Origin of the sequence: Rathayibacter sp. AY1A4 (assembly GCF_002930955.1) — a bacterium.
Lineage (GTDB): Bacteria > Actinomycetota > Actinomycetes > Actinomycetales > Microbacteriaceae > Rathayibacter.
Map to the genome: position 1 here is coordinate 1 of NZ_PSTN01000026.1, position 24,588 is coordinate 24,588.

Sequence of the window (24,588 nt, forward strand, 5' to 3'; positions counted from 1 at the left end):
ACGCGGCGGTACAGCGCGACGACGTCGGCCGTCGACTCGTCGGCCGTCGCCCACATGTCCGAGTTCGGCTCCGACTCGTCCTCCATCCACGGCATCGGCACCAGCACCCGCTCTCCCGGAGCGCCGCTGAGCAGCAGCTCGACCGCCCGGCGGCCCATCTCCTCGTGCGGCAGCGCCACGGTCGTCAGCCCGGGGCGGAGGTAGGCGGCCAGCTCGTCGTCGTCGAACGACACCACGGCGACGTCGCCCGGGATCGAGAGCCCCGCCTCCGCGACCGCCTGGTAGGCGCCGAACGCCATCCGGTCGTTGAGGCAGAGCAGAAGGCGGATGTCGTCGCGCCGCGCCAGCAGGTCGGCGACCGCGCGGTGGCCGTGCTCGGGCTCCCAGTCGGGGATCGACTCCTCGGCGACGAACGCGAGCCCCTTCTCGGCCATGGCGTCGCGGATGCCGGCGACGCGCTCGGCCACCGTCGCCGAGCGGAAGCGGTCGCGCTCGACCTCGTCGTTCTGCCCGATCAGCGCGATCCCGTCGCGGTAGCCGTGCGCGTGCAGCAGCTCCACCGCGGCGCGCCCGCCCGCGTACTCGTCGGGCAGGATCGACGCGGGGTGCTGCGAGTTCGTCGCGTTGAGCATCACCACGGAGGTGGAGGCGGGCAGCTCCGGCACGTAGAACTCGCGGGAGCGCATCGAGGCGAAGATGATGCCGTCGACCTGGCGGTCGAGCACCGCGTCGACGGCCTCGGCCTCGCGCGCCGGATCGCCGCCGGTCTCGAGGAGCAGGACGACGTGCCGTGCCGCCTCGGCCGCCGTGAGCGCGCCCTTGATCAGGCCGCCGGCGAAGCGCGTGGTCGCGATCTGGTCCGAGATGAAGCCGATCGTGCGGGTCTTGTCGGTGCGGAGCCCGCGGGCGGCGACGTTGGGCCGGTAGTGCAGCGCCTCGGCGGCGGCGAACACCCGCTCGTGGGCGTCCTGCGACAGCCCGGTCTCGGGCTTCCCGTTGAGGATCATCGACGCGGCCGAGATCGACAGCCCGGCCTCGCGGGCCACGTCGGCGAGCGTCACGCGCTTCTTCGCCATGCCCGCCGCCTCCCGCCGTCGCCCTTGACAAGTCTTCCGTGTGCACAGACTATATCCACACCTGAAACCTTTTAGTCCCCCGCTCAAAGGTTTCAGGCGGCCGTCCGGAGCCGCGGCTCGAGCCCCTCCGGGCGGCCGGGCACCAGCAGCACCTGCACCCACGACGAAGGAGTCACCGCATGTCTTTCCCCACCCCCGGCACGCCGATCGGCCGCAGGACCGTCCTGGTCGGCGCCGGCTCGGTCGCGGCCCTGTTCACGCTCGCCGCCTGCGCGCCCGGAGGCTCGAGCGCCCCGGCCGCGAGCTCCTCGGTCGACGTGAGCACCGAGCTCACCAGCGACACCGTCGAGCTCGTCATCGCCGACGAGACCGGCTTCCCCGTCACCGACAAGCTGACGGAGGAGTTCACGAAGCAGTTCCCGAACGTCACCTTCACCATCAACCGCGACACCTTCGCGAACCTCACCGCCAACTCGCCGAAGCTGCTCGCGAGCGACACTCCGCCGGACCTCATCCGCCTGCCCACCATCGGCGACACCGTCAAGGACGGCCTGCTCGCCGACCTCGACCCGTGGTTCGACGCCTACGGCTGGGACGCCTGGTCGGCCTCGCAGCTCGCCCCGCTCCGCGTCGACTCCGACGGCGTCCGCGGGAAGGGCTCGCTCTACCAGCTGGGCCTGGGCTACAGCGTCACCGGCATCTACATGAACCTGGAGCTCGCGAAGCAGCTCGGGATCGACGCCCCGCCGACCACGCTCGCCGAGTTCGAGGAGGACCTCGCGAAGGCGAAGGCCGGCGGCGTCCTGCCGATCATGGCCGGCGACAAGGACGGAGTGGTCAACTTCGTCGTGCAGGCGGCGATGAACCAGTACGCCGACAAGCAGGAGATGGCCGACTGGATCTTCACGGTCCCCGGCGCCACCTACGAGACCGACGGCAACGTGAAGGGCGCGGAGCTCGTCCGCACCTGGGCCGACGCGGGCTACTTCCCCTCGGACATCAACGCGATCGACTACTCCTCCTTCGTCAGCCGCTTCCAGGGCGGCGAGGGCCTGTTCGCCTTCAACGGCAACTGGGCGGCCGCCGACACGCAGACCAAGATGGGCGACGGCGTCGACTTCTTCCTGGTGCCCCCGGCCGAGGAGGGCGGGAGCCACGTGGCCATGGGCGCCGCCAACTCGTTCTCGGTCGCCGCGAAGTCGTCGCACCTCAACGAGATCGTCTTCTTCCTCAACTGGATCCACACGAACGAGGCCGCGCGCCAGATCGTCGTCGACGTGACCGGTGCCGCTCCCGGCGGCGACCCGGCCCAGGCGCTCCCCGAGGTCGAGTCGGGCTCGCTGCTCGAGCAGGCGCTCGCCATGTCGGCGCAGATCGGCGCGGAGGACGGCCAGGTCGACTTCATGTCGAACGCGACCGCGGGCATCTACGCGGGCGCGATCATCCCGGAGTCGCAGCTGCTGGTGACCAGCCAGATCTCCGGCCAGGACTTCGTCACGGCCGTGCAGGAGTTCTACGCGAAGGAACTCGCCGGATGACCGCGGCCGGCCCTCTCGTCTCGAGCGCCGTCGACCGCGGGGGCCGGAGCGGGACGCCGCGCCGCAGGAGCACTGCGGCGCGGCGGGCGACCCTCGTCGGCTGGCTCTTCGTCGTGCCGGCCCTGCTCGTCTACATCGCGTTCGTCATCTACCCGCTGATCACCGGGGTGCAGTACTCGTTCTACAAGTGGAACGGCGTCGGCCCCTCCGAGTGGGTGGGCTTCTCGAACTACCTCCGCGTGTTCACCGATCCCGACCTGCTCGGCTCGATCGGCAACGCCTTCGTGCTGATCCTCTACTTCACGGTGATCCCGGTCTCGGCGGGCCTGGTCCTCGCGAGCCTGCTGCGCTCGATGCGCCCCGGCGTCTTCTCGAGCGTGTCGCAGACGATCCTGTTCCTGCCGCAGATCATCCCGCTCGCCGCGGCCGGCATCGCCTGGTCGTGGATGTACTCGCAGACCGGAGCGGTCAACCAGATCCTGCAGGCCGTCGGGCTCGGCTCGCTCGCGCGGCCGTGGCTGGGCGACTTCCAGACCGCCCTCCCCGCCGTCGGATTGATCGGCTCGTGGGTGCTCACCGGGCTCTGCACGGTCCTCTTCCTCACCGGCATCGGCAAGATCGACGTCTCGCTCTACGAGGCCATCCGTCTCGACGGCGGCACGTGGCTGCGGGAGTTCTTCACCATCACGGTCCCGGGCCTGCGCCAGGAGATCTCGGTGCTCACCACGATCACCGTGATCGCAGCGCTGAGCAGCTTCGACATCATCTACACGACCACGCTCGGCGGCCCCGGCCGCTCGACCCTGGTGCCCGGCATCTCGATCTACCGGATCGGCTTCACCCAGAGCGACGTGGGGCTCGCCTCCGCCTTCGGGATCGTGCTGATGGTGCTCGTGCTCGCCTGCGTCCTCCCCCTCCAGCGCCTCTCGAGAGTGAGCGACCGATGATCGTCACCAAGTCCGAGGTCGTCATCGGCCGCGTCGTCCTGATCGTCGTGCTCGTGCTGACCGTCATCCCGCTGGTCAACATGCTCTCGGCGGCGCTGCAGCCGGCGGACGTGAATCCGACCGGCCTCACCTGGCCGACGGACCCGCAGTGGGGCAACTTCGCCCAGGCCTTCGAGACCGGGCACGTCCTGCAGCTGATGGGGTCGAGCGCCCTGATCGTGCTCGGCGTCGTCCCGATCAGCCTGCTCTTCGCGACCCTCGCCGGCTACGCGCTCGGCAACCTGCGCATCCGCGGCGGCGGGTTCGTCTTCGTGTTCCTCATCCTCGGGCTCACGATCCCGTTCGAGTCGCTGATCATCCCGCTGTACTACGAGATCCAGTCGCTGGGCCTGCTGAACACCCAGTGGGCGATCATCCTGCCGCTGATCGGGCTCTACATGCCCTTCAGCGTCGTGTGGATGCGCGCGCACTTCGTCCGGATCCCGTCCGAGCTCTCGGAGGCGGCGCGCGTGGACGGCGCGACGACCTGGCAGGAGTTCCGCCGGATCCAGCTGCCGCTCGCGCGCCCGGCCCTGTCGGCGCTCGCGATCCTGCTGTTCCTCTGGACCTGGAACCAGTTCCTCCTGCCGGTGGTGCTCGTCTCCGATCCGCTGGACCGCACCGTCGCCGGAGCGCTCACCTTCTTCCAGGGGCAGTACAGCAACAGCATCCCGCTGCTCAACGCGGGCGCGCTGCTGATCATCGTGCCGACGATCCTGGTCTTCGTGATCTTCCAGCGGCAGTTCATCACCGCTCTGCTGCAGGGCGCGGTGAAGGGGTGACCGCGGTGCACGGAGTCGTGGAGCCCGGGTTCGAGGGGGTCCGCGACGCCTTCGCCGAGGCCGTCCGGCCCGGCTCGGGAGCGGCGGTCGCGGTGCGGCTGCACGGCCGGCCGGTCGTCGACCTCTGGGCGGGAGAGGCGGGGGCGGAGGAGCCGTGGCGGGAGGACACCCTCAGCGTCGTCTTCTCGTGCACGAAGGGCCTCGTCTCCCTCCTCGCCGCACGTCTCGTGCAGGAGGGGCTGCTCGACTACGACGCCCGGGTGGCCGACTACTGGCCCGAGTTCGCCGCGGCGGGCAAGGCCGACGTGCGCGTGCAGGACCTGCTCGCCCACCGGGCCGGGCTCTCGGCCCCCCGCCTCCCGCTCACGACCGCCGACCTCGCCGACTGGGACCTCGTCGCCGGGCGCCTCGCCGAGCAGGAGCCCCTGTGGGAGCCGGGAACGGGCTACGCCTACCACCCGATCACGCACGGCTGGCTGATCGGCGAGGTGATCCGCCGGGTGACCGGGCGGAGCGTCGGCGCCGCGTTCCAGGAGCGGATCGCCGGACCGGTCGGCGCGGAGGCGTGGATCGGGCTGCCCGCCTCCGAGCAGGGCCGCGTCGCGACGATGCTCGTCGGCCCCACCCTCGCCGAGCTCACGGCGGCGCAGGCCGCGGCGCGCACCCCCGGAGTCGTCGACTGGGGCGAGCGGGCGATGACTCTCGGCGGTGCGCTGCCCGTCGAGCTCGTCGGACCGGGCACGGGCTTCAACGATCCCGTGCTGCAGGCCGCCGAGATCCCCGGGGCGGGCGGCATCGGCTCGGCCCGGGCGCTCGCCGCGATCTGGTCGGCGGCGTTCACCGAGACGGACGGCGTGCGGCTGCTCGAGGACGCGACGATCGAGCGGGCCACCGCTCCGCTCAGCAGTGGCCCGCCGGTGTGGCCGGTGCCGGGCCCGTGGCCGGCCTGGGGCTGCGGCTTCCAGCTCGGCACGGACGCGCGCCGGTACCTCACGCCGAGCGGCTTCGGGCACGACGGCGCGGGCGGACAGGTCGCCTTCGCCGACCCGGACGCGGGAGTCGGCTTCGCGTTCCTCACCAACCGGATGGAGGGGGTCGGCGACGTGCGCGCGACCCGCGTCGTCGAGGCGCTCGCGACCGCGCTGCGACTGCCCGTTCCGCGCGGACTCTGACCCCTCCGTGCGGACTCTGATCGCTCCGCCCCACCCCCGTCAAGGGGTGGGGCACCCGGTCGGCGCCGTCCTAGCGTCGGGGGACGGGCCGACCGGAGGGGCGGTCCGGGATCCAGGGGAGGGCGAGATGCAGAAGCTGTACTACGCGAGCGGATTCGTGCTGCTGGGCGACGAGGTGTGCTCGGCGGTCGTCGAGTACGCGCAGGCGCTGGCGAACGTGGGGAAGTCGGACCTGGTCGTGGTGCCGTCGCTCTCGGACGAGGGGCTGCGAGGCGAGACCCGTCTCCTGGTCGGACCGGCCAGCCAGCTCTTCACCAGCCCGGCGCTCGACCGCGGCGTCGACCTCGATGACCCGGAGGCGGTGGAGTCGATGCGCGAGAAGACCCGACGGCTTCAGCCCGCGCGGCCGACCGTGCAGCCGCGCGGCGAGGGCGACGACAGCGAGGACGACGGCGGGACCGACTACCTCTGACGCCTCAGGTGTCGAGCGTGGTGCTGGGGCGCTCGCCGAAGCGGTGGGCGTACGAGGCCGAGAACCGACCGAGGTGCGCGAAGCCCCAGCGCCGTGCGACCTCGCTGACGCTGACGACTCCGGACTCGCCCGCCCGCAGCTCCTTCTGCACGCCGTCCAGCCGGATCCGCCGCAGGTAGTCGACCGCGGTGAAGCCGAACTCGCGCCGGAACTCGGTCTGCAGCGTCCGCAGGCCGATGCCCGCCGCGTCGGCGATCTGCTCGGTCCGGAGCGGCTCGTGGGCGTGCTCGTACATGTACTCGATCGCCTGGCGGAGGCGCCCCGAGCGGGGTACTCCGAGGTCGCCGGGAGTGTCCAGCGTCGAGTGCGGGAAGGTCTCGAGCAGGGCGACGGCGACCGCGCGGTCGGCCTCGCGGCGCAGCAGCGGCGAGCTGTCGGCGTCGTAGATCACCCGGGCGACCGTCGCGACGGTCGCCGACCAGCGCCGCAGCGCCGCGCCCTCGGGTCGTGCGGTGGTGTCGAAGAGGAGGGGGCCGCGGGTGCCCTCGACCTCCTCCGCGATGCCCTCGAGGTACGCGCCGTCGAAGTGGATGAGGTTCTGGCGGTAGTCGTGGAACTCGAACCGGCTGGGGCGGTCGTTGACGAAGATCGCCGGCTGCCCGAATCCGAGGGTCACCGCGTCGCCGTCGAGATCGGTGACGCCCGCGCCGGCGGTCAGCCACGAGACGACGTACTCGCCCTCGGTCTGGATCGAGCCCTGCACGGAGCCGGCGAACTGGCTGCCGCGGAGCGTCACATCGCCGTCGCCGACGGAGGTGTAGCGGTACGAGAAGTCCTCGCCGGGCTCGACGACGAAGCGGTGCCCGTTGTACGACTGCTCGAAGAGGGCCCGCGCCTGCTCGATGTCACGCCCGCCGATGTCGGAGCGCATGACCTCGTCCTTCTCGTTCATCCCGATCAGGGTCGCACGAGGAGCGCTCCTCACCGCGTGCCCCGAACGGGGAATTCGTTAAGCGGATAAACCAGTCGCGGGTCCGGCGGCGCGGGTCATGGCCTGGACGGTCGCCGCCTGGAACTGCGTGAGCAGCACCACGGTGTGCCGCGCTCCGGCTTCCACGGCGAGCGAGAAGGTGGCGCCGGCCGGAGTGGCCCGCCAGGAGCGGATGTCGCGGGTGCCGACGCGGGTCGAGTCTCCGGTGCCGGCGCTCCGCAGCACCAGGGAGTCGGGCAGCACGCAGAGCGCGCCCGTCACGCCGTCGACAGTGGAGGAGCACTCGAAGCCCGCGTCGTCGTGCACTGCACCGGCGAGCTCGACGAAGTCGGTGACCTCCATCGGCTCGTCGTCGTCGCGCCTGGACACGGCGCGCTCAGGCAGCGTGCGTGAGCCCGGAGGACTCGGGCTGCTGCGCCGGCTCGGTGACGATCCGCAGGCCCCGTCCGCTGTTGGCCTCCTCCATCAGTGCGCGCACCCAGGTGGCGTTGATCGCCGGCATGCGGCTTCCGTGGAACGAGAACTGGAGGGGGATGGTCGGGTGCAGCCACAGTGTCTGGCGTCCGGTGCCGTGCGCGCTCGAGGCGTCGAGCTGGAAGGCGAACGCCTCGTCGCGGCGGAACTTGTTGATCATGACGATCTGGAGGTGCGCGAGCGCGCGGTCGTCGATCTCGTGCGAGGTGGGGGGAGTGCCGTAGAGGAGAGCGCCCATGGTGCGTGCCGCCGTTCTGTGCTGTGTCGCGGGTGCCGGCCGCGACGGTGGGGTGCCCCGGCGAGTGCCGCCGGGAGGGGGAGTGCGAGATGGTGGGGGTGTTCGTGGGGAGCAGGACCCGGGGTGTGCTGTGCCGCCGAGTCGAGTGTCCGGAGTGTCGATCCGGGGGTGCCGGGCTCCGGGATGTCGAGCCCGGATGCCGTCGCGCCGAGCCGTCGATCCCCGTTGACGCCTGCTCTGCAGGCCCGTGGAGTCGGGCGGTCGGGCCGTCCCTCCGGCTGTTCTCCGAAAGTACGCCCCTCGTTCGGAGGGCACGTGCCGCTATCCGGAATGCGAAGCAGTGGCCCCGGCCGCCGGGCGGACTCCCAGCCGGGCGACTCCGAGGCTCAGTTGCGGGGTGCCTCCGGTGGGCGGGGCGGCTGCGTCGAGACACCGTGCTCGTGCGCGAGACACCGCCTCGGCAGTGAGGTGCCGGGCGGGCCGGCAGTGTCTCGGCAGGGCGGGGCAGGTGTCGGTGGGTGCTCGGACGGGAGTAAGGCCCCCTGCGTACGCGCTGCGCGAGCTCCTGCGGCGAGACGCTGCTCTCGTGCGAGAGGCGCCGCCTTCCGCGGTGGTGTCTCGCCGGGTTGGCGGTGTCTCGGCAAGTCGGCGGGAGGAGGAGGGTGCGCTCCTCCGCGAGTCGTCGCGCCGCCGCTCCGGCGGGGCGCCGACGCTCAGAAGGCGTAGCGGACGCGGCAGTAGGGGAGGCGCTCGGCGAGGAGGGCGCGGAAGCGGTCGAGGGCCGCGCGCTTGAGGTCGCGCCGGTAGCGAATGTTGACGGCGCCGTTCTCGGAGACCTTCTGCTCCTGGCGCCCCGGCTGCCAGAGCAGCGACTCCGCCCTGGGGTGCCAGCCGAGGTTCACCTCGTGCAGGCCCTCGTTGTGGGTGAGGAGGATCACCTCGGCCGCGAGCTGCGCCTTCGCCCGCGGGTGGAGGGCGGCGTCGAGCTGGTCGAAGAGCTCGGTCCAGTCCTGCTGCCAGGTCTCGGTGAGGATCACGGGCGAGAAGTTGACGTGCACCTCGTAGCCGGCGTCGACGAAGTCGTTGATCGCCGCGATCCGCTCGGCCATCGGCGAGGTGCGGATGTCGGTGACCTTCGCCGTCTCGGCGGGCATCAGCGAGAAGCGGATGCGCGTGCGCCCGAGCGGGTCCCACTCGAGGAGCTCGCGGTTGACGTACTTGGTCGCGAAGGACGCCTTGGCGGTGGGCGACATCCGGAACAGCTCGCAGAGGTCGCGGACGTTCTCGCTCAGCAGCGCGTCGACGGAGCAGTCGCTGTTCTCGCCGATGTCGTAGACCCAGGCCTCCGGGTCGCACTGGTTCGCCTCGGCCTTGGGGCCCTGCTTGGCGATGTGCCGGGCCAGATGGCGCTGGATCTGCTCGATGTTCGTGAAGAGCGTGATCGGGTTGCTGTAGCCCTTCCTCCGCGGCACGTAGCAGTAGACGCACGCCATGGCGCAGCCGTTGGCGGTGGAGGGGGCGATGAAGTCGGCCGAGCGGCCGTTCGGGCGCGTGACGAGCGACTTCTTCACCCCGAGCACGAGCGCCTCCGTCTTGATGCGCACCCAGCGCGCGACGTTCGCCTCGTCGCCGTGCACCTCCGGGATCAGCCAGTGCGACTCGACGGGCACGATCTCGGCGCCCGGCCACCGCGCCACGACCTCCTGCCCGCGGGGCAGCTCGAGCGCGGCCGGCTCGGCGTAGATCCGCCGGACGTCGAGCAGGCGCCGCTCGCGGACCTGCGCGGACGCGGGGCTCGAAGCGGTGTCGGACATGCGTCCGTTCTACCGGCGACCACCGACATCCGCGGGGACGGGGTCGTCGCCCGCCGCTGGGATCCTGCGGCCTCCTGCAGGAACCGTGGCGCCGCTCCCTCAGGATGGAGGCATGCCCTCCTCCGCCGACCGCTTCCGCCGCGCCGCCGTCGAGCTCGCGCAGACCTCCGAGCGGCAGGTCGAGTGGGCGCTCGCCGTCGCGGAGGATGCGCGCCTCCTCGCCCTGATCGACGAGCTGCCCGCGCAGCACCGGCAGCCGTCCCTGCTCTTCTCGGTCGCGCGGCTGCTCGGCGTGCCCGACGTCGACGGCGCCGGATTCGCCGCGTGGCTCCGGAGCGAGTGGGCGCGGGTGGCGCCGATCGCCGCCGAGCGGAGGACGCAGACCAACGAGGCGCTGCGGTGCGCGCCCCTGGTCGCAGCGCTGGAGCGGATCACGGAGCCCGGTGAGCCGGTGGCGCTCGTCGAGATCGGCGCCTCCGCGGGGCTCTGCCTGGCGCCGGAGCGGTACTCCTACGCCTTCACGGCGAGCGACGGCGAGACGAGGCTCGGGTCGGGCGCGCCTCTGCTGCGGTGCGCGGTGAGCGGAGGCGCGGCGCCGGGGCGGCTGCCGGTCGTCGCATGGCGCCGGGGGCTCGACCTGGCGCCGCTCGACGTCCGCTCGCCCGAGGACGTCGCCTGGCTGAAGGCACTGCTCCCGCCCGACCGCCCGGAGCGGACCGCGCGGCTCCGCTCGGCCGTGGAGACTCTGCAGGACGACCCGCCCACGATCGTCGCGGGCGATGCGGCCGCCGAGCTGCCCGCCCTGCTCGACGCAGTGCCGCCGGGTCTGCGGACGGTGGTCGTCTCGCTCGGGACCCTGGTCTACCTTCCGTGGGCCGCGCGCGAGAGCGTCCTGGTGACGGTCGCCGATCGCGGCGCGAGCCTGGTGACGCTCGAGGCGGAGGCGCTGCTCCCGCACCTCGTCGCCGCGCGCGGGGACCGCACGGCTCCCGAGCCGACGCCGTTCCTGCTCGCCGCCGACGGCGTCCCGCTCGCGAGCGCGGCCGCCCACGGCGGCACCCTCTCCTGGCTGGCCTGAGCCGCGCTCCAGCGCTGTGTGCGGGCTGCCCGAAGCTCGGGAGGTGCCCGGCGCCCGGTGACCGGTGCCCGCTCCGCCCCGCTCCTCCGCCCGCTGTTCAGAAGTCGTCGCACTCGGCGTCGACTGCGACGACTCCTGGACTCTCGCGGAGGAGCGAGCACCGAAGCCCGAAGCTCAACGCGCAGAGCTCTGAGCTCAGGCGCTCGGCCCGATCGTCCGCCCACTGTTCAAGAGTTGTCGCACTCAGCGTCGAGTGCGACAACTCCCGGACAGTCGCGAAGGAGAGGGGGTCGAAATGCAGCGCCGAGAGCTCGGAGTCCCGGCGCTCGACCCGCGCCCACTGTTCAAGAGTTGTCGCACTCGGCGTCGAGTGCGACAACTCCTGGACTCTCGCGGAGGGGAGGACGGTCGAGCGCAGGACTCAGAGCTCAGAGCCAGAGCTCAGAGCGTCCAGCGTCCAGCGCCCAGCGCCCAGCGTCCAGCGCCCCAGCGCCCTACAGCCCGTCGACCACGAGCTGCGTCGCGCGCGGGACGTACGAGGTGTTCGTCGTCGGGTCCCAGCCCACGAGCGCGACCGCGTCGCCGCCGACGCGCGCGGTGATGCCCACGAGCGAGAACGGCTTGCCGCCCACGGCTCCGGACACCTTCCAGCCGAGCGTCTCGTCGGCGCCGGTCAGCGTCTGCTCGGTGCGCTCGACGGTCGTCTCGACCGGCACACCCTGCATGGCGAAGAGCGTCGAGCCGGAGGCGCAGCGCGTGGTCGCGTCGGTGGCGCTCGCGAGGAGCGAGGCGGCCGCGTCGGCGGTGCCGGTGCTCGACACGACGGCGGTCATGGAGCGGTCGGCGCTGGTGCCGTACGAGAGTCCGGCGGCGGGCTGCGCGGTGTCCCAGCCCAGGCCGAACGGCGAGAGGCAGCTGGCGTCGGTCGCGGTGAGGCCGGGGTAGATCGAGTCGAGCATCTCCTGGATGCTCGCGTACTCGCCGGGCACGAACTGCACGCCGGTCAGCACGGCGGCCACCTGCTCGCCGGTCTTCTGAGCGGTGTCGGCGGCAGGGGCGGCGGCCGTCGCGGTGGCGGACGGGGCGGCCGACGACGAGGGGAGCGTCGGGGTGAACGGGCGGAGGGTCGATCCGCTCGTCGCGGTCCCCGCGCAGCCCGAGAGGGCGAGCAGCAGCACGCCTCCCATCAGAGTCGTGCGCAGCAGTGTCTTGGACATCATGTCTCCCCCTTCGCCCGCCGGCGCCGCACCGGGGCGCCTGAGGCTAGCAGAGCCTCGCGTCCCGGAGGCGGCCCGGCGCCGCCCGCAGGACTGAGGCGGCCCGGTGGCACCCGCAGACCGGAGGCGGTCCGGCAGCGCGTGCGGATCGGAGTCGGCCCGGCCCCACCCGCGCAACGGAGCGCGAAACCGCGAACCTCCGCCTCCGACGGCCGTTCCCGCCGCCTCCGCTCCGCCGCTCAGATCTCCGTGTGCCCGAGCTCGGCTCCCGCGAGCAGGCGGATCTCCGGCTCGGCGATGCCTTCCAGCTCCAGCACAACGACGCGGTTGCGGCCGGCGCGGGTGACCGGCGAGGGGACGATCAGCGTCCGCTGCGGTCCGCGGCGCCAGTAGCGCCCGAGGAGGAAGCCGTTCACCCAGACCAGTCCCTTGCCCCAGTGCAGCGTGTCCACGTAGAGGTCGGCCTGCTCGTCGAGATCGAACGAGCCGGAGGCGAGCTGCGGTCCGGCCGAGAACGCCGGCGCCGCGACGGCCAGGTCGGGGAGGCACTCCAGCGCGAGGGCACGCGCCGCCCAGCCGGTCAGCGGGGCGCCGTCGAGCGTCACGCCTCCGATCAGGCCCTTGTGCTCGCCGATGCGTGTGCCGTAATTTACCCGGCCCTGGTTCTCGACCAGGATCGCGAGCTCGCCGCGTCCGCTCGGCAGAGTCAGCGCCCGCTCGTGGTGGTCGCGCGCCAGCACGCCCACCGGCACGCCGTCCAGCAGCACCCAGGCGCGGTCGCGCACCTCCTCGCCCACCACGAGGCGGGCCGGAGCGGAGGAGCCGTCGAGCGTCGTCGTGAAGAGCACGAAGCCGTCGTCGTGGCCGAGGTCGTCGAAGCTGGCCATCGCGTCGAGGTGCGCGGCCGGTCCGAACGCCTGGCCGAGGCCGAGGAGCGCCGGGCCGGGGACGAGCGGAGCGGTCAGGGCGGGGGCCGGCGGGCGCACCGCGGGCACCTCCTCCGGCACCGGCGCGTAGCGCGCGATGACGTCGCGGAACGCCCAGAACTTCGCGGTCGGGTCACCGCCCTCGTCGAGCGGGGCGTCGTAGTCGTAGCTCGTCGTGATCGCGGCGTAGCGGCCCTTGTCGTTCGCGCCGCTGGTCAGGCCGAAGTTGGTGCCGCCGTGGAACATGTAGATGTTGACCGAGCCGCCGGCCGCGAGCAGCGTGTCGAGCTCCTGGGCGGAGGCGTCGGCGTCCGTCGTGTGGTGCTGGGTGCCCCAGTCGTCGAACCAGCCGCACCAGAACTCCATGCACATCAGCGGGCCGGTGGGCTGGAACTCGCGCAGCGTCGCGAGGCGCTCCGTGGTCCGCGAGCCGAACGAGCCGGTGAGGTGCAGGCCCGGCAGGCTGCCGTCGGCGAGCATCTGCGGAGTGGGCTGGTCGATGGTGGTCAGCGGCACCGTGATGCCGGAGTCGCGGGTCACCCGCACGAGCTCGGCGAGGTACTCCTTGTCGGAGCCGTACGCGCCGTACTCGTTCTCGATCTGCACGAGGACCACGGGCCCGCCGGCATCGATCTGGCGCGGGGCCACGATCGAGTACACGCGGCGCAGGTAGTCGCTGACCGCGGCGAGGTAGTTCGGCTCCGAGCGGCGCACGCCCACCTCGGGGTCGCGGAAGAGCCAGGCCGGGAGGGCGCCGTTGTCCCACTCCGCGCAGATGTAGGGGCCGGGGCGCACGATCGCGTGCATGCCCTCGGCGGCGATCAGGTCGAGGAAGCGGCCCAGGTCGAGCCCGGCGTCCTCGCGCCACTCGCCGCGGCGCGGCTCGTGCGCGTTCCAGGCGACGTAGGTCTCGATGGTGTTCAGGCCCATCAGGCGGGCCTTGCGGATCCGGTCGGCCCAGAGGTCCGGGTGGATGCGGAAGTAGTGCAGCGCCCCCGACAGGATGCGGTGCGGGCGGCCGTCGAGCTCGAAGTCGGCGGCGCCGATGGCGAAGCGGCTCTCGGGAGCGGTGGTCATCTGGATCCCCCTCAGGATCGGTGCCCGGTGTGTCCGAGCGTGAGAACGACGCGGGGCCGACCGGAGCGATCCGGCCGGCCCCGCGTCGAGCAGTGGTGCTACTCCGAGACGGTGAAGCCCTGCGCGTTGCCGTACTGGACGAGCTTGCTCTGCCAGTCGGCGAGGCCCTGGTCGAGGCTGGTGCCGTTGGCGTACGCCTGGCCGACGGTGTCGCCGAAGACGCTGTTCGCGTAGACCTGGTAGGGCAGGTACGACCAGCCGGAGCGGACGTCCTTCGAGGCCTGGGTCAGCACCTCGTTGATCTTCTGGCCGCCGAAGTACTCCGACTCCTGACCGGTGAAGTCCGAGCTGTCGAGGTCGGCCGTGGTCGACGGGAATCCGCCGCTCTGCAGGAAGACGTCGACCGAGGCCTGGTCGCTGTTCAGCCAGCGCAGGAACGCGGCGGCCAGCGCCGGGTTCTCGCTCTGCTTGGTGACGGACTGGCCGCCACCGCCGTTCTCGGCGCTGACGGCGGTGCCGTCGTAGGTCGGGATCGGCGCGACGGCCCAGTCGCCGGAGGCGTCGGGGACGCTGGACTCCAGCACGCCGGGCATCCAGGCGCCGGTCACCAGCGAGGCGATGGAGCCGTCGGCGAGACCCTTGTACCACTCGTCGCCCCAGGCGGGGGTGTCCGAGAGCAGCTTCTTCTCGACGAGCTGGTTCCAGACGCCGGTCCACTTGGCGGTGCCCTCGTCGGCGAGGTCGATCTTCACGTCCGTGCCGTCGGTGGTGAACGGCTCGCCGCCCGCCTGCCAGATCATGCTGGTCGCGAAGCCGGCGTCGCCGGTGTCGGCGGTGATGTACTTCGACGGGTCGGCGGTGTGCAGCTTCTCGGCCGCGGCCACGTACTCGTCCCAGGTGGCGGGGACGGCGATGCCGTACTGGTCGAAGACGGTCTTGTTGTAGAACAGCGCCATGGGGCCCGAGTCCTGCGGGAGTCCGACGAGCTTGCCGTCGATGTTGACGCTGCCCCAGGTGGAGGCGGAGTACTTGTCCTCGAGGTCGCCCATGCCGTACTGCGACAGGTCGAGGAGCGAGTCCGACAGCGCGAACTGCGGCATGGCGTAGTACTCGATCTGGACGACGTCGGGGGCGCCCGAGCCGGCCTTGATCGCGTTCTCGAGCTTGGTGTACTCGTCCTTGTTGGTGCCGGCGTTGACGAGCTCGACGTCGACCTTCGGGTAGGCCTTCTCGAACGCGGCGACCTGCGCCTCGGCGCTGGGGGTCCAGCTCCAGTACGTGATCTTGCCACCGGCCTCGAGGGCGGAGTCGAGGTCGGCGGCGGAGCCGGCGCTCGTGGTCGTGCCGCCACCGGAGGTGGACGAGCAGGCCGCGAGGGAGCCGGCGGCCAGGGCCGCGACGGCCGCGACCGTCAGGGTCCGCCTGAGGGCGGAACGGGCGATCTTCATGGTGGTGTTTCCCTTCACTTCTTCGTGCTGCGGGTGCTGTGGACGGGGCAGGACGCTCCGGCCGGGGGATGGGTAGGGGGAGGGCTCAGCCCTTGACGCTGCCGGCGCTCAGACCGGACTGCCAGAAGCGCTGGAGTCCGAGGAAGGCGACGACGATGGGGATGATCGTGAGGAGCGAGCCCGTGATCACGAGGTTGTAGATCGGCTGCGCGCTGACGCCGGTGGCCTGCGCGTTCCACTGGTTGAGGCCGACGGTGAGCGGGTACCAGGTGGGGTCGCTCAGCATGATCAGCGGGAGGAAGTAGTTGTTCCAGGTCGCGACGACCGAGAACAGCAGCACGGTCACGATGCCGGGGGCGAGGAGGCGGATGGAGATGGTGAAGAAGGTGCGGAACTCGCCCGCCCCGTCCATCCGCGCCGCTTCGAGCAGCTCGGTGGGCACCGACTCCACCGCGTAGACCCACACCAGGTACAGGCCGAACGGGCTGATCAGCGAGGGGATGATGATCGCCCACGGGGTGTTGGTCAGGCCGAGCTGGCTGAACATGAGGAAGGTCGGGACGGCGAGGGCCGTGCCGGGCACCGCGATCGCTCCGAGCACCACGGCGAAGACCGCCTTGCGGCCCGTGAAGCGGAACTTCGCGAGGCCGTAGCCGGCGAGCGTGGCCAGGAGCGTCGCTCCTCCGGCGCCGACGACGACGTAGAGCAGGGTGTTGCCGAGCCAGCGGAGGAAGATCCCGTCGCGGTAGCTGAGGGTGTCGGCGATGTTCTGGAAGAAGACGAAGTCGCCGTCGAACCAGAGGCCGAAGCTCGAGAGCAGGCCGGCCTGCGTCTTCGTCGCGTTGATGACCAGCCAGGCCAGCGGCACGAGGCTGTAGAGGATGAAGACCGACATCAGCAGGGTGAAGGCGATCGACTTCTTGGGCTGCACCGAGGAGCCGCGGCGGGCGGCCGGGCGCTTCGGGGCGCGGGCGGGCGTCCGGGGAGCGGTCGCGAGGGCCATCAGTTCTCCTTCCGCGCGCCGCGGAGCTGCACGACGTAGGCGATCACCGCGGTGATCACGCCCATGACGATGGCGACCGTGGCCGACGCGTTGTACTGCTGACCGGCGAAGGACAGGTTGTAGGCGTACATGTTCGGGGTGAAGTAGGTGGTGATGATGTTCGGCGCCAGCGTCCGGAGGATGTTCGGCTCGTTGAACAGCTGGAAGCTGCCGATGATCGAGAAGATCGTGGCGATGACGATCGCGCCGCGCAGGGCGGGAAGCTTGATCGAGCGGATGACGCGCATCGGGCCGGCGCCGTCGATCTCGGCCGCCTCGTAGAGCTCGCCGGGAATCGTCTTCAGCGCGGAGTAGAAGATGAGCATGTTGTAGCCCACGAACTCCCACGTGACGATGTTGCCGATCGAGGCGAGGATCCAGTCGCGCGAGAAGGGCTGGACGACGTCGGAGCCGAGCAGGTCGTTGACGTTCGCGGCCAGGCCGAAGTTGTCGCCGTAGATGAAGCCCCACATCAGCACCGCGACGACCGCGGGGACGGCGTAGGGGAGGAAGACCACGATGCGGAAGAAGCCGGTGCCGTGGAGGCGGCCGCTGTCGATCGCGAGCGCCGCGACGAGGGCCAGCACGAGCATCACGGGGACCTGCACGACGAGGAACAGCAGGACGCGGCCGAAGCCCTCCCAGAAGTTCGGGTCGGTGAAGATCGCGGTGTAGTTCGCGAAGCCGACGAAGGAGTTGCCGCCCACCAGCTGCTCGCGGAAGAGGCTGAGGTAGATCGAGTAGACGACCGGGGCGATGAAGACCAGGAGGAAGACGACGAGGAAGGGGGCGACGAACGCCAGGCCCTTCCACTCGCTCTTCGCCCGCGACTTCGGGGCCGCGAGGGGGGACGCCGGAGGGGCGACCTCGCTCAGCGGGACGGGGGGAGACGTCGTCGTCATGGGATTCCGTTCGGGGAGTAGTGCGGGCCCGCCATGTTCACGTCAACATGGCAGAGCGTCACCGTAGCATGTCCACGTCGCCACCCGCGACTGTTCCTGCGTCACGGTTCGGCGCACGATGCACCACGGCTGACGGGCGGCGCGCTATAAAGGGAAGCCCATGTCACTCGAGACCGACCGCCCGTCCCCGTCCGCCCGGCCGCGACGCGGCGTCTCGATGGCCGACGTGGCCCGGCGCGCGAACGTCTCCGGCCAGACGGTCTCGCGGGTGTCGAACGGCAAGCAGAACGTCGACGGCGAGACGCGCGAGCGGGTCCTCGAGGCGATGCGGGCCCTCGGCTACCGGCCCAACAGCGCGGCGCGGGCCCTGCGGACGGGCCGCTTCCACAGCATCGGCGTGATCATGTTCACGCTGTCCTCGTTCGGCAACATGCGCACCCTCGACGCCATCGCGATCGCGGCCGCCGACGCGGGCTACTCGATCACCCTCATCCCCGTCTCCCACCCCACCCAGGGCGAGGTGTCGGTCGCGTTCCACCGGCTGAGCGAGGAGGCGGTCGACGGCGTCATCATCATCGTCGAGGCGCACCTGCTCGACGAGGCCGACATCGTCCTCCCGCCGGACCTGCCCGTGGTGGTCGTCGACTCCGCCGGCGGCGAGAAGTACCCGGTGGTCGACACCGACCAGATGTCGGGCGCCCGCCAGGCCGTCGAGCACCTGCTCGGACTCGGCCACCGCACCGTGCACCACATCGCCGGTCCCGACCGCTCCTACTCCGCCGAGCGCCGCCACGAGGCGTGGGAGTCGACCCTGATCGAGCGCGGCGCCCCGGTGCCGGAGGTGCTGGTCGGCGACTGGTCCACCGACTCCGGCTACCGCCTCGGCAAGCGGCTCGCCGCCGATCCGGAGGTCACCGCGATCTTCGCCGCCAACGACCAGATGGCGCTCGGCGTGCTGCGCGCCCTGCACGAGGCCGGACGCGCCGTGCCCGGCGAGGTGAGCGTCGCGGGCTTCGACGACATGCAGGAGTCGGCGAGCTTCTGGCCGCCTCTCACGACGGTGCGCCAGTTCTTCGGGGACACGGGCCGCCGCTCGGTCGACATCCTCCTGCGCGAGCTCGAATCGGGCGAGCGCACCGGCGTCTCGCTCGTGCCGACCCGCCTCATCGTCCGCGAGAGCACCGGCCCGGCCCCCGCCGCCTCCTGACGCTTCCGCGGAGCCGGCCCGCGGAGCCCTCCCGCCCTTCACGCTGATCGAGGAGCCGACCCCGCCGGCGTACCGAGATCCCCTGCACCGGACCCCCTCTGCCGCACCCACGCCCCTCCCCGTGCCCGCTCGACCGCGGAGCTCGCGATACTGTGAGCCCTCTCACCCCGGACCTCCAAGGAGACGCACATGTCGGTCGGCCTGCTCGCGGTTGTCGATGACATCCTCACCGCCGCCCTGAAGGCGAGCGCCAAGACGGCGGGCGTCGTGATCGACGACGCGGCCGTCACCCCGCAGTACGTGCAGGGCCTCACGCCCGCGCGGGAGCTGCCGGTGGTCGGGCGGATCGCGCTGGGGAGCCTGTTCAACAAGTTCGTCATCATCATCCCGCTGGCGCTGCTGCTCTCGGCGTTCGCGCCGCAGGTGCTGCCGTACCTGCTGATCCTCGGCGGCGCGTTCCTCTGCTTCGAGGGGGCGGAGAAGGTGCTCGAGTGGTTCGGCGTCTCGCACGGCGGCCACGAGACGGAGGCGCGCGACGAGAAGAAGCTCGTCTTCGGCGCCATCCGCACCGACCTCATCCTGAGCACCGAGATCATGCTGATCGCGCTCGACGGCCTCGACCCCGACTTCGGGATCTGGCCCACGCTCGGCGCGCTCCTGGTCGTCGGGCTCGGAATGACCGTGCTCGTCTACGGCGCCGTCGCGCTGCTCGTGAAGATCGACGACGTGGGCCTGCGCCTGATGAAGAACGCGGCCCGCGGCGTGCGGCGCACCGGGGCGAGGATCGTCGCGTCGATGCCGGTCGTGTTCCGCGCGATCAGCATCATCGGGACGCTCGCCATGCTCTGGGTCGGCGGGCACCTCGTCGTCGCGAACCTCGCCGAGACGGTGTGGCACGGTCCGTACGACCTCGTGCACGTCGTCACCCACGCGGTCGAGGGCGCGGGCCCGGTCGTCGTCTGGCTGGCCGACACCTTCGTCTCGATGATCTTCGGCCTCGTGCTGGGTCTGGTCATCGCGGCCGTCGTGATGGGCGTCTCGCGCCTGCGCACCCGCGACGAGGCGGCCGCGGGGCACTGAGCGGCGTTTCGGTACTCCGCGTGCCGCGGCCGGTCGACCGGCATGGGGGTGCGCGGTCGCTCCACCGGCGCGGAGGTGTGCGGCTGCCCGACCGGCACGGATCCATGCTGATCGAGTAGCCCGCGCCGCGGGCGTATCGGGATCCCACGACGCGCCGCCCGCGCCGCGCCGCTCCGACGGCGAACGACGGACCGCCCCCGTCCCCGGAGGGGCGGAGGCGGTCCGTGTCGGAGGGGGCGTCAGCAGCTGCGGGCCGCGTACGCTCCCGTCGCCACCGAGGTGACCTGCTTGCCGTCGACCGTGCCCGTCGCGGTGACGGTGGCCTGGCCGGCCGGCACCGAGGCCGCGCGCGTGGTGAACGCGGCGCTGCCGCTCGCGCCAGGCGCGACTCCGGTGACCTGCTTCGACCCGGAGGGCGTCGCGATGGTCATCGAGACCGGCACGCCGGACTCGTTCTTCGCCGCGACGGTGAGCGTCACCTTGCCGGCGATGCAGCGGGTGGTCGCCGTGACCGCGACCGCGAGGGCGGCGGGCGCCTTCAGGGTCACCGTCACCGTCGTGGTCGAGGTGACGGAGCCGTCGGCCGCGCGGACCGCGATGGTCGCGACTCCGCCGTTCGCCGTCGTCGGCTGGGTGATCCGCACGGTGGCCGCCGAGTCGGTCGCCACTGCTCCGATCACCGGCATCGCCGTGCCCTCGACGGTGACCGCGTAGGAGGTGCGGGCCGGGTCGAACCCGGCGATGCCGGCTCCTCCGACGCGCAGGGCGCCCAGGGTGGCGACCGCGGCGGGCGAGGCGACCGACTCGTAGAGCTTGGTCTCGGCCACGATCAGGTGCGTGTTGTCGTAGGCGTTCATCACGACGCGGAAGGCCTTGGCCGTGACGGGCGCGAACGACGCGACCAGGGTCGGAGCCGTTCCGCCGGCCGGCGACGCGAGGGCCACGGCCGACTCGTAGCCGGGGACCGCGGTCCAGGTCGTGCTGTCGGCGGCCTGGTACTGCAGCTGGTAGGTCTGCGCCCAGCTGGTGCCGCCGTCGGCGAGGAACTGCACCGACACCTTCTCGACCTGGTGGGTCGAGGGGAAGGTGTAGGTCAGCGAGCTCTGCGCGGCCTTGGTGCCGTTGGTCCAGTTCGACCAGCCCTTGTCGCCGTCCACGCCGTTGCGGGTGCGCTCCGGTCCGTAGCCCGACTCCGACGACGACGCGGTCGCGACGATGCCGGCGTCCGGGTTGAAGTTGCGGAGCGTGCCCGTGGTGACGAGCACCGTGAGCGTGGCGGGGAGCGTCGCGCCGTCGGCGGTCGCCGTTCCCGAGACCGTCACCTGTCCGGCCCGAGCGAGGGAGGCGGTGGTGAGCGGCGTCCAGTCCCAGACGACCGGCACCGGGAAGGTGCTGGCCGAGGCGCCCACGCGGGCGGGGACCGTCGTCGGGGCCGAGGCCTTCACTCCGGCGACCGAGGCGCCCGCGGCGGCCGTGACCGACACGGGGTCGGTCGCGGTCAGTCCGCCGACGTCGACGAGCGCGGTGACCGTGATCGTCTGGCCGTAGAGGTCGGTCGCGGTGCCGGGCACCTCGACGCGGCCGGTCGCGCCGTACGCCGAGTCGGCGGGGCGCTGCCAGGTGACGGCGAGCGGTGCGCCGGCTCCCCAGGAGTACTGCGGGGTGATGCTCGCGGGCAGGGTCGGAGCGACGCCCGCGGTGGTGCGGACGGCGATCGTCTGGCCGGCGGTCGGGGCGAGGTCGCGGAGGGACCACGACTGGTTCGCTCCGCCGTTGGAGGTGTAGACGCCGACCGACGCGTTGTCGGCACTGGAGCCGCCGTTCACGTCGAGCGACTGGGCGATGGACTCGTTGACGAGCGAGAAGTTCACGCCGTCGGTGGTGTTGACGATCCAGCGGGTCGCGGCGGTCGTCTTCGCCGCGTCGACGGACAGCGAGCGCAGGTCGGTGCCGGCGGTCGTGGCTCCGAGCACGCGTCCGTCGCCGTTGACGAGGACGACGCGGCGGGTGGCCTCGCGCTCGCCGGCGGCGACCTCGCGGACCGTCCAGCTCTGCTTGGCGGCCGTGGCGGAGTCGGTGGCGAGGCCGGTGATCGTGGTCGCGGCGCCCGACGGGTTGCCGGTCAGGGCCTTGCCGCTCTGGGTGCCGACCAGCTGGTAGCGGTGGCCGTCGCGCAGGGCGGGGGCGGAGTCGGCGACTCCCGAGACTCCGTCGATCGAGAAGCTCGTGACCGACTTGGCGGGCACGGTGATCGTGGCGGTGCGCGAGATGCGGTCGACGCTCACCGGCGTCTTCGCGACCAGGGCGTTGCTCGTGGGAGCGGCGGCCGAGGAGGCCTTCGTGGTGACGTACGGGGTGACCGTCGCGGTGTCGGCGATGGTGCCGAAGCGGGAGAGGTCGAGCACGACGGTCTTCTCGGTCGCGGTGCTGTTGGTGTGCACGACGGTCGCGCCCGAGCCGTCGCCGCGGACGGCGGCGGTGGAGGAGCTGTCGTTGGAGGGCATCAGGTGGTCGCCCTCGTGGATGAACTTGGTGAAGTTCCGGATGGTATTGAACTTCGAGTTCGTCTCGACACCGCAGACCGGGGCCTTGGTGGAGTCGCCACCGGCGTCGGCGACGCGGCGGACCGACTTCCAGACCTCGGTCCCGTTCTCCTGGTACGGCTTGCAGTCCAGGTCGATGTAGACGGAGCCCCAGTTGAGGTTCTCGCCCTTGGGCTTGGGCTGCTGCATGTTGTAGTAGTCCTCGACGGGCTGCCAGAGCACCCACGCCTTCGGCTCGAGCTCGCGCAGGTCGTCGTTGATGCGGCCGGCGATGCCGAGGCCGTTCTCCATGTTGGTGGGGTCGAAGCCGGTGACCCAGTTGCCCTCGATCTCGCTCATCCACAGGTCGGTGTCGGCCTGCTTCGCGAGGTCGCGGACCTTGAGGCGGCCCGAGGTGCCGTAGGTGTGGACGTTCATCCGGTCGACCTCGGCGCGGATCGCGGCGGAGTAGGCGGCCCAGTTCGTGGCGAAGATGTCGGGGTTGGTCTCGTCCATCGCGGCGAGGCCGGCGTCGGTGGTCGAGGCGTCCAGCGCGGCGGTGACGTCGGGGATCAGACCCGCCTGGCGCGTCGGGCCGACGTGCATGCCCTCCTGGCGTCCGCCGGTCGGGACGCCGTTGGAGAGCTGGGTGCTCCAGTAGTTCGTGTTCGGCTCGTTGAAGGGGTCGAGCGTGTCGAACTCGATGCCGTACTCGTCCTCCATGTGCTCGGTGACCTTCACGAGGTACTTCGCGAACTGCTCCTCGGCGGCGGGCTTCAGCTGCTCGCTGTTGCCGTCGAAGCCGCCCGACACGTAGCCGCTCTCGGTCATGAAGTACGGGGCGGAGTTGGAGAACGCCTCCCAGTGCGAGATCTGCTTCTCCTCGGCGAGCCTCTCGACCCACCAGCGCTGCGTCTCGTCGGCGGTCCAGTCGTAGGAGGCGGGGTCGTCCGCGTTCCACTTCGCCAGGAGCGCGTCGCGGTCGGCGAGCTTCGTGGAGGTGCCGCCGTAGGTCGACGCGTCGCCGGCCGGGTTCGGCTTCCACCAGCCCTCGACGGCGCCGCCCGGGCGGAGGTAGTCCTTCACATCGGAGGCGTTGCCGCCGCCGATGTTGTAGCGGGCGATGTTCAGGTCGAGGCCGCTGTCGCCGAAGACCTTCTGGTAGAGGTCCTCGCGGAGGGCCTCGGGATAGTCGCCGGTCGCGTTCGCGAACCAGACGAGGCTGGTACCCCAGCCCTCGAACGCCTCACCGGCGGCGGCGGGGTTCGGCGTGATGCGGAACGCGTCCGCGGCCTGAGCGGGGGCCGCTGCGGCGGGGATCGCCAGCAGTGCTCCTGTGGCCAGGGCGGCGCTCGTGGCGAGCGCGGCGACCCTTCTGAAGGACATCGACATTGATGCGGTCTCTCTTTCGCCATCGAAATGCGGGCATGTTCACGTGAACGCGCCCTGACGGCCGACTGTACATGTTCACGTCAACAATCGGAAGGTGCTCAGGGGTGGGCGAGGCCCGCAGCGTCGAGAAGCCGGGAGTCGTCGCAGTCGGCGCCGAGTGCGACGACTCCTGGAGTGTCGTGGGCATGCGGAGGCGTGCGGCCGCGCGCCATGCCACCGCCGCGCTCAGACGCGGTGCGTCGTCTCCGGGAAGGCCTCGGGCTCGCACTGGATGGTCGCATGGTCGATGCCGTGGCGCTCGCGGAGGACGGCGAGCACCCGCGAGAGCGCGGTGCGGTAGTCGGCGTCGGGGGCGACGACCACGTGGCCGGTGGCGCTCTCCATGCCCGAGGTGATCGTCCACACGTGCAGGTCGTGCAGCGCCAGCACGCCGGGGACGGCGCAGACGTCGCGCTCGAGTGCCGCGAGGTCGACGTGCGCGGGCGCCGACTCCATGAGGATCCCCAGCGCCTGCCGCGTGAGCGACCAGGTGCGGGGAAGGATCAGGAGCCCGATCAGCACGCCGACGATCGGATCCGCCCACGCCCAGCCGGTGGTGAGCAGCACGATCGCCGCGACGATCACGCCGATCGAGCCGAGTGCGTCGCCGAGCACCTCGAGGGAGGCTCCGCGGAGGGTGATGCTCTCCTTCGCCCCGGCCGACAGCAGGCGCAGGCTCACGAGGTTGACCGCCAGGCCCACGACGGCGGTGATCAGGAGGGGGCCGCCGGGCACCGCGGGCGGCTCGGCGAAGCGGCGGACGGCCTCGACGATCACGAACGCGGCGACCGCGAACAGAAGCAGGCCGTTGGCGAGGGCGGCCAGCACTTCGAGGCGGTAGGAGCCGTAGGTGCGGCCCTTCGCGGCGGGGCGGGCGGCGAGCGAGATCGCGGCGATCGACATCCCGAGCGCCAGCACGTCGGTGCCCATGTGCGCGGCGTCCGAGAGCAGCGCGAGCGAGCCCGTCGCGACTCCGACCGCGAACTCGACGACCATGAACGCCGCGGTCAGCACGAAGGCGGCCACGAGCGGACGCCGGTGCCGCGCGGCGGCGGAGCCGGCCGGAACGCCGTGAGAGTGGCCCATCGGCTCCTCCGATCCCTGTTCGTATAAAC

Annotated in this window: 20 protein-coding genes; 8 read left to right on the top strand and 12 right to left on the bottom strand. The window is 71.6% G+C overall.

From position 1 onward, the window contains the following. The coding region (locus tag C5B92_RS13905) for a LacI family DNA-binding transcriptional regulator (protein ID WP_104350507.1) at nt 1-1,076 on the bottom strand (1,076 nt) is incomplete at its 3' end. Between the two features lie 179 nt (nt 1,077-1,255). Here C5B92_RS13905 and C5B92_RS13910 point away from each other — a divergent pair. The 5 genes from C5B92_RS13910 (at nt 1,256) to C5B92_RS13930 (ending at nt 6,026) form a co-directional block, all read left to right on the top strand. Beyond that, nucleotides 1,256-2,614 (top strand): ABC transporter substrate-binding protein, encoded by a 1,359-nt coding sequence (locus C5B92_RS13910; protein WP_104255797.1) that lies wholly within the window; start codon nt 1,256-1,258, stop codon nt 2,612-2,614. Continuing rightward, a complete protein-coding gene (locus C5B92_RS13915; RefSeq protein WP_104250415.1) occupies nt 2,611-3,561 on the top strand; it encodes a carbohydrate ABC transporter permease in 951 nt (316 codons plus the stop codon). Before C5B92_RS13910 ends, C5B92_RS13915 begins: the two co-directional genes overlap by 4 nt. Then, the gene (locus C5B92_RS13920) at nt 3,558-4,382 is read left to right on the top strand and encodes a carbohydrate ABC transporter permease (RefSeq protein WP_104239126.1); all 825 of its coding nucleotides are present in this window, start codon (nt 3,558-3,560) and stop codon (nt 4,380-4,382) included. Before C5B92_RS13915 ends, C5B92_RS13920 begins: the two co-directional genes overlap by 4 nt. Continuing rightward, nucleotides 4,379-5,554, top strand: a complete 1,176-nt coding sequence (locus tag C5B92_RS13925; RefSeq protein WP_104255798.1) for a serine hydrolase domain-containing protein — start codon at nt 4,379-4,381, stop codon at nt 5,552-5,554. Before C5B92_RS13920 ends, C5B92_RS13925 begins: the two co-directional genes overlap by 4 nt. A 127-nt stretch (nt 5,555-5,681) precedes the next feature. Continuing rightward, a complete protein-coding gene (locus C5B92_RS13930) occupies nt 5,682-6,026 on the top strand; it encodes a hypothetical protein (RefSeq protein ID WP_104223414.1) in 345 nt (114 codons plus the stop codon). A 4-nt stretch (nt 6,027-6,030) separates the two neighbouring features. Here C5B92_RS13930 and C5B92_RS13935 read toward each other — a convergent pair whose 3' ends face one another. From C5B92_RS13935 to C5B92_RS13950, 4 genes are all read right to left on the bottom strand, one after another. Continuing rightward, nucleotides 6,031-6,978, bottom strand: a complete 948-nt coding sequence (locus C5B92_RS13935) for an AraC family transcriptional regulator (RefSeq protein ID WP_104223413.1) — start codon at nt 6,976-6,978, stop codon at nt 6,031-6,033. Nucleotides 6,979-7,035: 57 nt separating this feature from the next. Further along, nucleotides 7,036-7,386, bottom strand: coding sequence for a hypothetical protein (locus C5B92_RS13940; protein WP_104223412.1), 351 nt, complete (start codon nt 7,384-7,386; stop codon nt 7,036-7,038). A gap of 7 nt (nt 7,387-7,393) precedes the next feature. Then, entirely contained in the window at nt 7,394-7,729 is a 336-nt protein-coding gene (locus tag C5B92_RS13945) for an ATP-dependent DNA ligase (protein ID WP_104223411.1), read from the bottom strand. Between the two features lie 713 nt (nt 7,730-8,442). Further along, complete coding sequence (locus C5B92_RS13950; protein ID WP_104345898.1) at nt 8,443-9,543, bottom strand: spore photoproduct lyase family protein; 1,101 nt, start codon at nt 9,541-9,543, stop codon at nt 8,443-8,445. A 112-nt stretch (nt 9,544-9,655) separates the two neighbouring features. Here C5B92_RS13950 and C5B92_RS13955 point away from each other — a divergent pair, with 112 nt between their 5' ends. Beyond that, nucleotides 9,656-10,621 carry a DUF2332 family protein gene (locus C5B92_RS13955; protein WP_104350508.1) on the top strand — a complete coding sequence of 322 codons (966 nt, stop codon included), beginning with the start codon at nt 9,656-9,658 and terminating at the stop codon, nt 10,619-10,621. A gap of 494 nt (nt 10,622-11,115) precedes the next feature. Here the strand turns inward: C5B92_RS13955 and C5B92_RS13965 are convergent, their stop codons facing one another. The 5 genes from C5B92_RS13965 to C5B92_RS13985 all read right to left on the bottom strand — a co-directional run bounded on the left by C5B92_RS13965 (nt 11,116) and on the right by C5B92_RS13985 (nt 17,233). Beyond that, the gene (locus C5B92_RS13965) at nt 11,116-11,841 is read right to left on the bottom strand and encodes a hypothetical protein (protein WP_104234091.1); all 726 of its coding nucleotides are present in this window, start codon (nt 11,839-11,841) and stop codon (nt 11,116-11,118) included. A 236-nt stretch (nt 11,842-12,077) separates the two neighbouring features. After that, entirely contained in the window at nt 12,078-13,841 is a 1,764-nt protein-coding gene (locus tag C5B92_RS13970) for a beta-galactosidase family protein (RefSeq protein WP_104261385.1), read from the bottom strand. A 98-nt stretch (nt 13,842-13,939) separates the two neighbouring features. Continuing rightward, nucleotides 13,940-15,289: a sugar ABC transporter substrate-binding protein gene (locus C5B92_RS13975; protein ID WP_104223423.1), complete on the bottom strand. Its 1,350-nt coding sequence runs from the start codon at nt 15,287-15,289 to the stop codon at nt 13,940-13,942. Between the two features lie 85 nt (nt 15,290-15,374). After that, complete coding sequence (locus C5B92_RS13980) at nt 15,375-16,184, bottom strand: carbohydrate ABC transporter permease (RefSeq protein ID WP_258062773.1); 810 nt, start codon at nt 16,182-16,184, stop codon at nt 15,375-15,377. Nucleotides 16,185-16,291: 107 nt separating this feature from the next. Next, a complete protein-coding gene (locus C5B92_RS13985) occupies nt 16,292-17,233 on the bottom strand; it encodes a carbohydrate ABC transporter permease (RefSeq protein WP_104226355.1) in 942 nt (313 codons plus the stop codon). Between the two features lie 160 nt (nt 17,234-17,393). Between C5B92_RS13985 and C5B92_RS13990 the strand changes: the two genes are divergently transcribed. Both C5B92_RS13990 and C5B92_RS13995 read left to right on the top strand, forming a co-directional pair. Continuing rightward, a complete protein-coding gene (locus C5B92_RS13990; RefSeq protein ID WP_146079327.1) occupies nt 17,394-18,440 on the top strand; it encodes a LacI family DNA-binding transcriptional regulator in 1,047 nt (348 codons plus the stop codon). Between the two features lie 189 nt (nt 18,441-18,629). Continuing rightward, entirely contained in the window at nt 18,630-19,520 is an 891-nt protein-coding gene (locus tag C5B92_RS13995; protein WP_104223404.1) for a DUF808 domain-containing protein, read from the top strand. Between the two features lie 239 nt (nt 19,521-19,759). Here the strand turns inward: C5B92_RS13995 and C5B92_RS14000 are convergent, their stop codons facing one another. Both C5B92_RS14000 and C5B92_RS14005 read right to left on the bottom strand, forming a co-directional pair. Then, a complete protein-coding gene (locus tag C5B92_RS14000; protein ID WP_181028837.1) occupies nt 19,760-23,428 on the bottom strand; it encodes a glycoside hydrolase in 3,669 nt (1,222 codons plus the stop codon). Nucleotides 23,429-23,659: 231 nt separating this feature from the next. Next, entirely contained in the window at nt 23,660-24,559 is a 900-nt protein-coding gene (locus tag C5B92_RS14005) for a cation diffusion facilitator family transporter (protein WP_104226358.1), read from the bottom strand. Nucleotides 24,560-24,588 lie beyond the last annotated feature (29 nt).

Coding starts and splice junctions, on each gene's coding strand:
- C5B92_RS13910 (WP_104255797.1), top strand. CDS start 1,256: ATGTCTTTCCCCACCCCCGGCACGCCGATCGGCCGCAGGACCGTCCTG.
- C5B92_RS13915 (WP_104250415.1), top strand. CDS start 2,611: ATGACCGCGGCCGGCCCTCTCGTCTCGAGCGCCGTCGACCGCGGGGGC.
- C5B92_RS13920 (WP_104239126.1), top strand. CDS start 3,558: ATGATCGTCACCAAGTCCGAGGTCGTCATCGGCCGCGTCGTCCTGATC.
- C5B92_RS13930 (WP_104223414.1), top strand. CDS start 5,682: ATGCAGAAGCTGTACTACGCGAGCGGATTCGTGCTGCTGGGCGACGAG.
- C5B92_RS13935 (WP_104223413.1), bottom strand. CDS start 6,978: ATGAACGAGAAGGACGAGGTCATGCGCTCCGACATCGGCGGGCGTGAC.
- C5B92_RS13945 (WP_104223411.1), bottom strand. CDS start 7,729: ATGGGCGCTCTCCTCTACGGCACTCCCCCCACCTCGCACGAGATCGAC.
- C5B92_RS13950 (WP_104345898.1), bottom strand. CDS start 9,543: ATGTCCGACACCGCTTCGAGCCCCGCGTCCGCGCAGGTCCGCGAGCGG.
- C5B92_RS13955 (WP_104350508.1), top strand. CDS start 9,656: ATGCCCTCCTCCGCCGACCGCTTCCGCCGCGCCGCCGTCGAGCTCGCG.
- C5B92_RS13965 (WP_104234091.1), bottom strand. CDS start 11,841: ATGATGTCCAAGACACTGCTGCGCACGACTCTGATGGGAGGCGTGCTG.
- C5B92_RS13970 (WP_104261385.1), bottom strand. CDS start 13,841: ATGACCACCGCTCCCGAGAGCCGCTTCGCCATCGGCGCCGCCGACTTC.
- C5B92_RS13975 (WP_104223423.1), bottom strand. CDS start 15,289: ATGAAGATCGCCCGTTCCGCCCTCAGGCGGACCCTGACGGTCGCGGCC.
- C5B92_RS13980 (WP_258062773.1), bottom strand. CDS start 16,184: ATGTCGGTCTTCATCCTCTACAGCCTCGTGCCGCTGGCCTGGCTGGTC.
- C5B92_RS13985 (WP_104226355.1), bottom strand. CDS start 17,233: ATGACGACGACGTCTCCCCCCGTCCCGCTGAGCGAGGTCGCCCCTCCG.
- C5B92_RS13990 (WP_146079327.1), top strand. CDS start 17,394: ATGTCACTCGAGACCGACCGCCCGTCCCCGTCCGCCCGGCCGCGACGC.
- C5B92_RS13995 (WP_104223404.1), top strand. CDS start 18,630: ATGTCGGTCGGCCTGCTCGCGGTTGTCGATGACATCCTCACCGCCGCC.
- C5B92_RS14000 (WP_181028837.1), bottom strand. CDS start 23,428: ATGTCCTTCAGAAGGGTCGCCGCGCTCGCCACGAGCGCCGCCCTGGCC.
- C5B92_RS14005 (WP_104226358.1), bottom strand. CDS start 24,559: ATGGGCCACTCTCACGGCGTTCCGGCCGGCTCCGCCGCCGCGCGGCAC.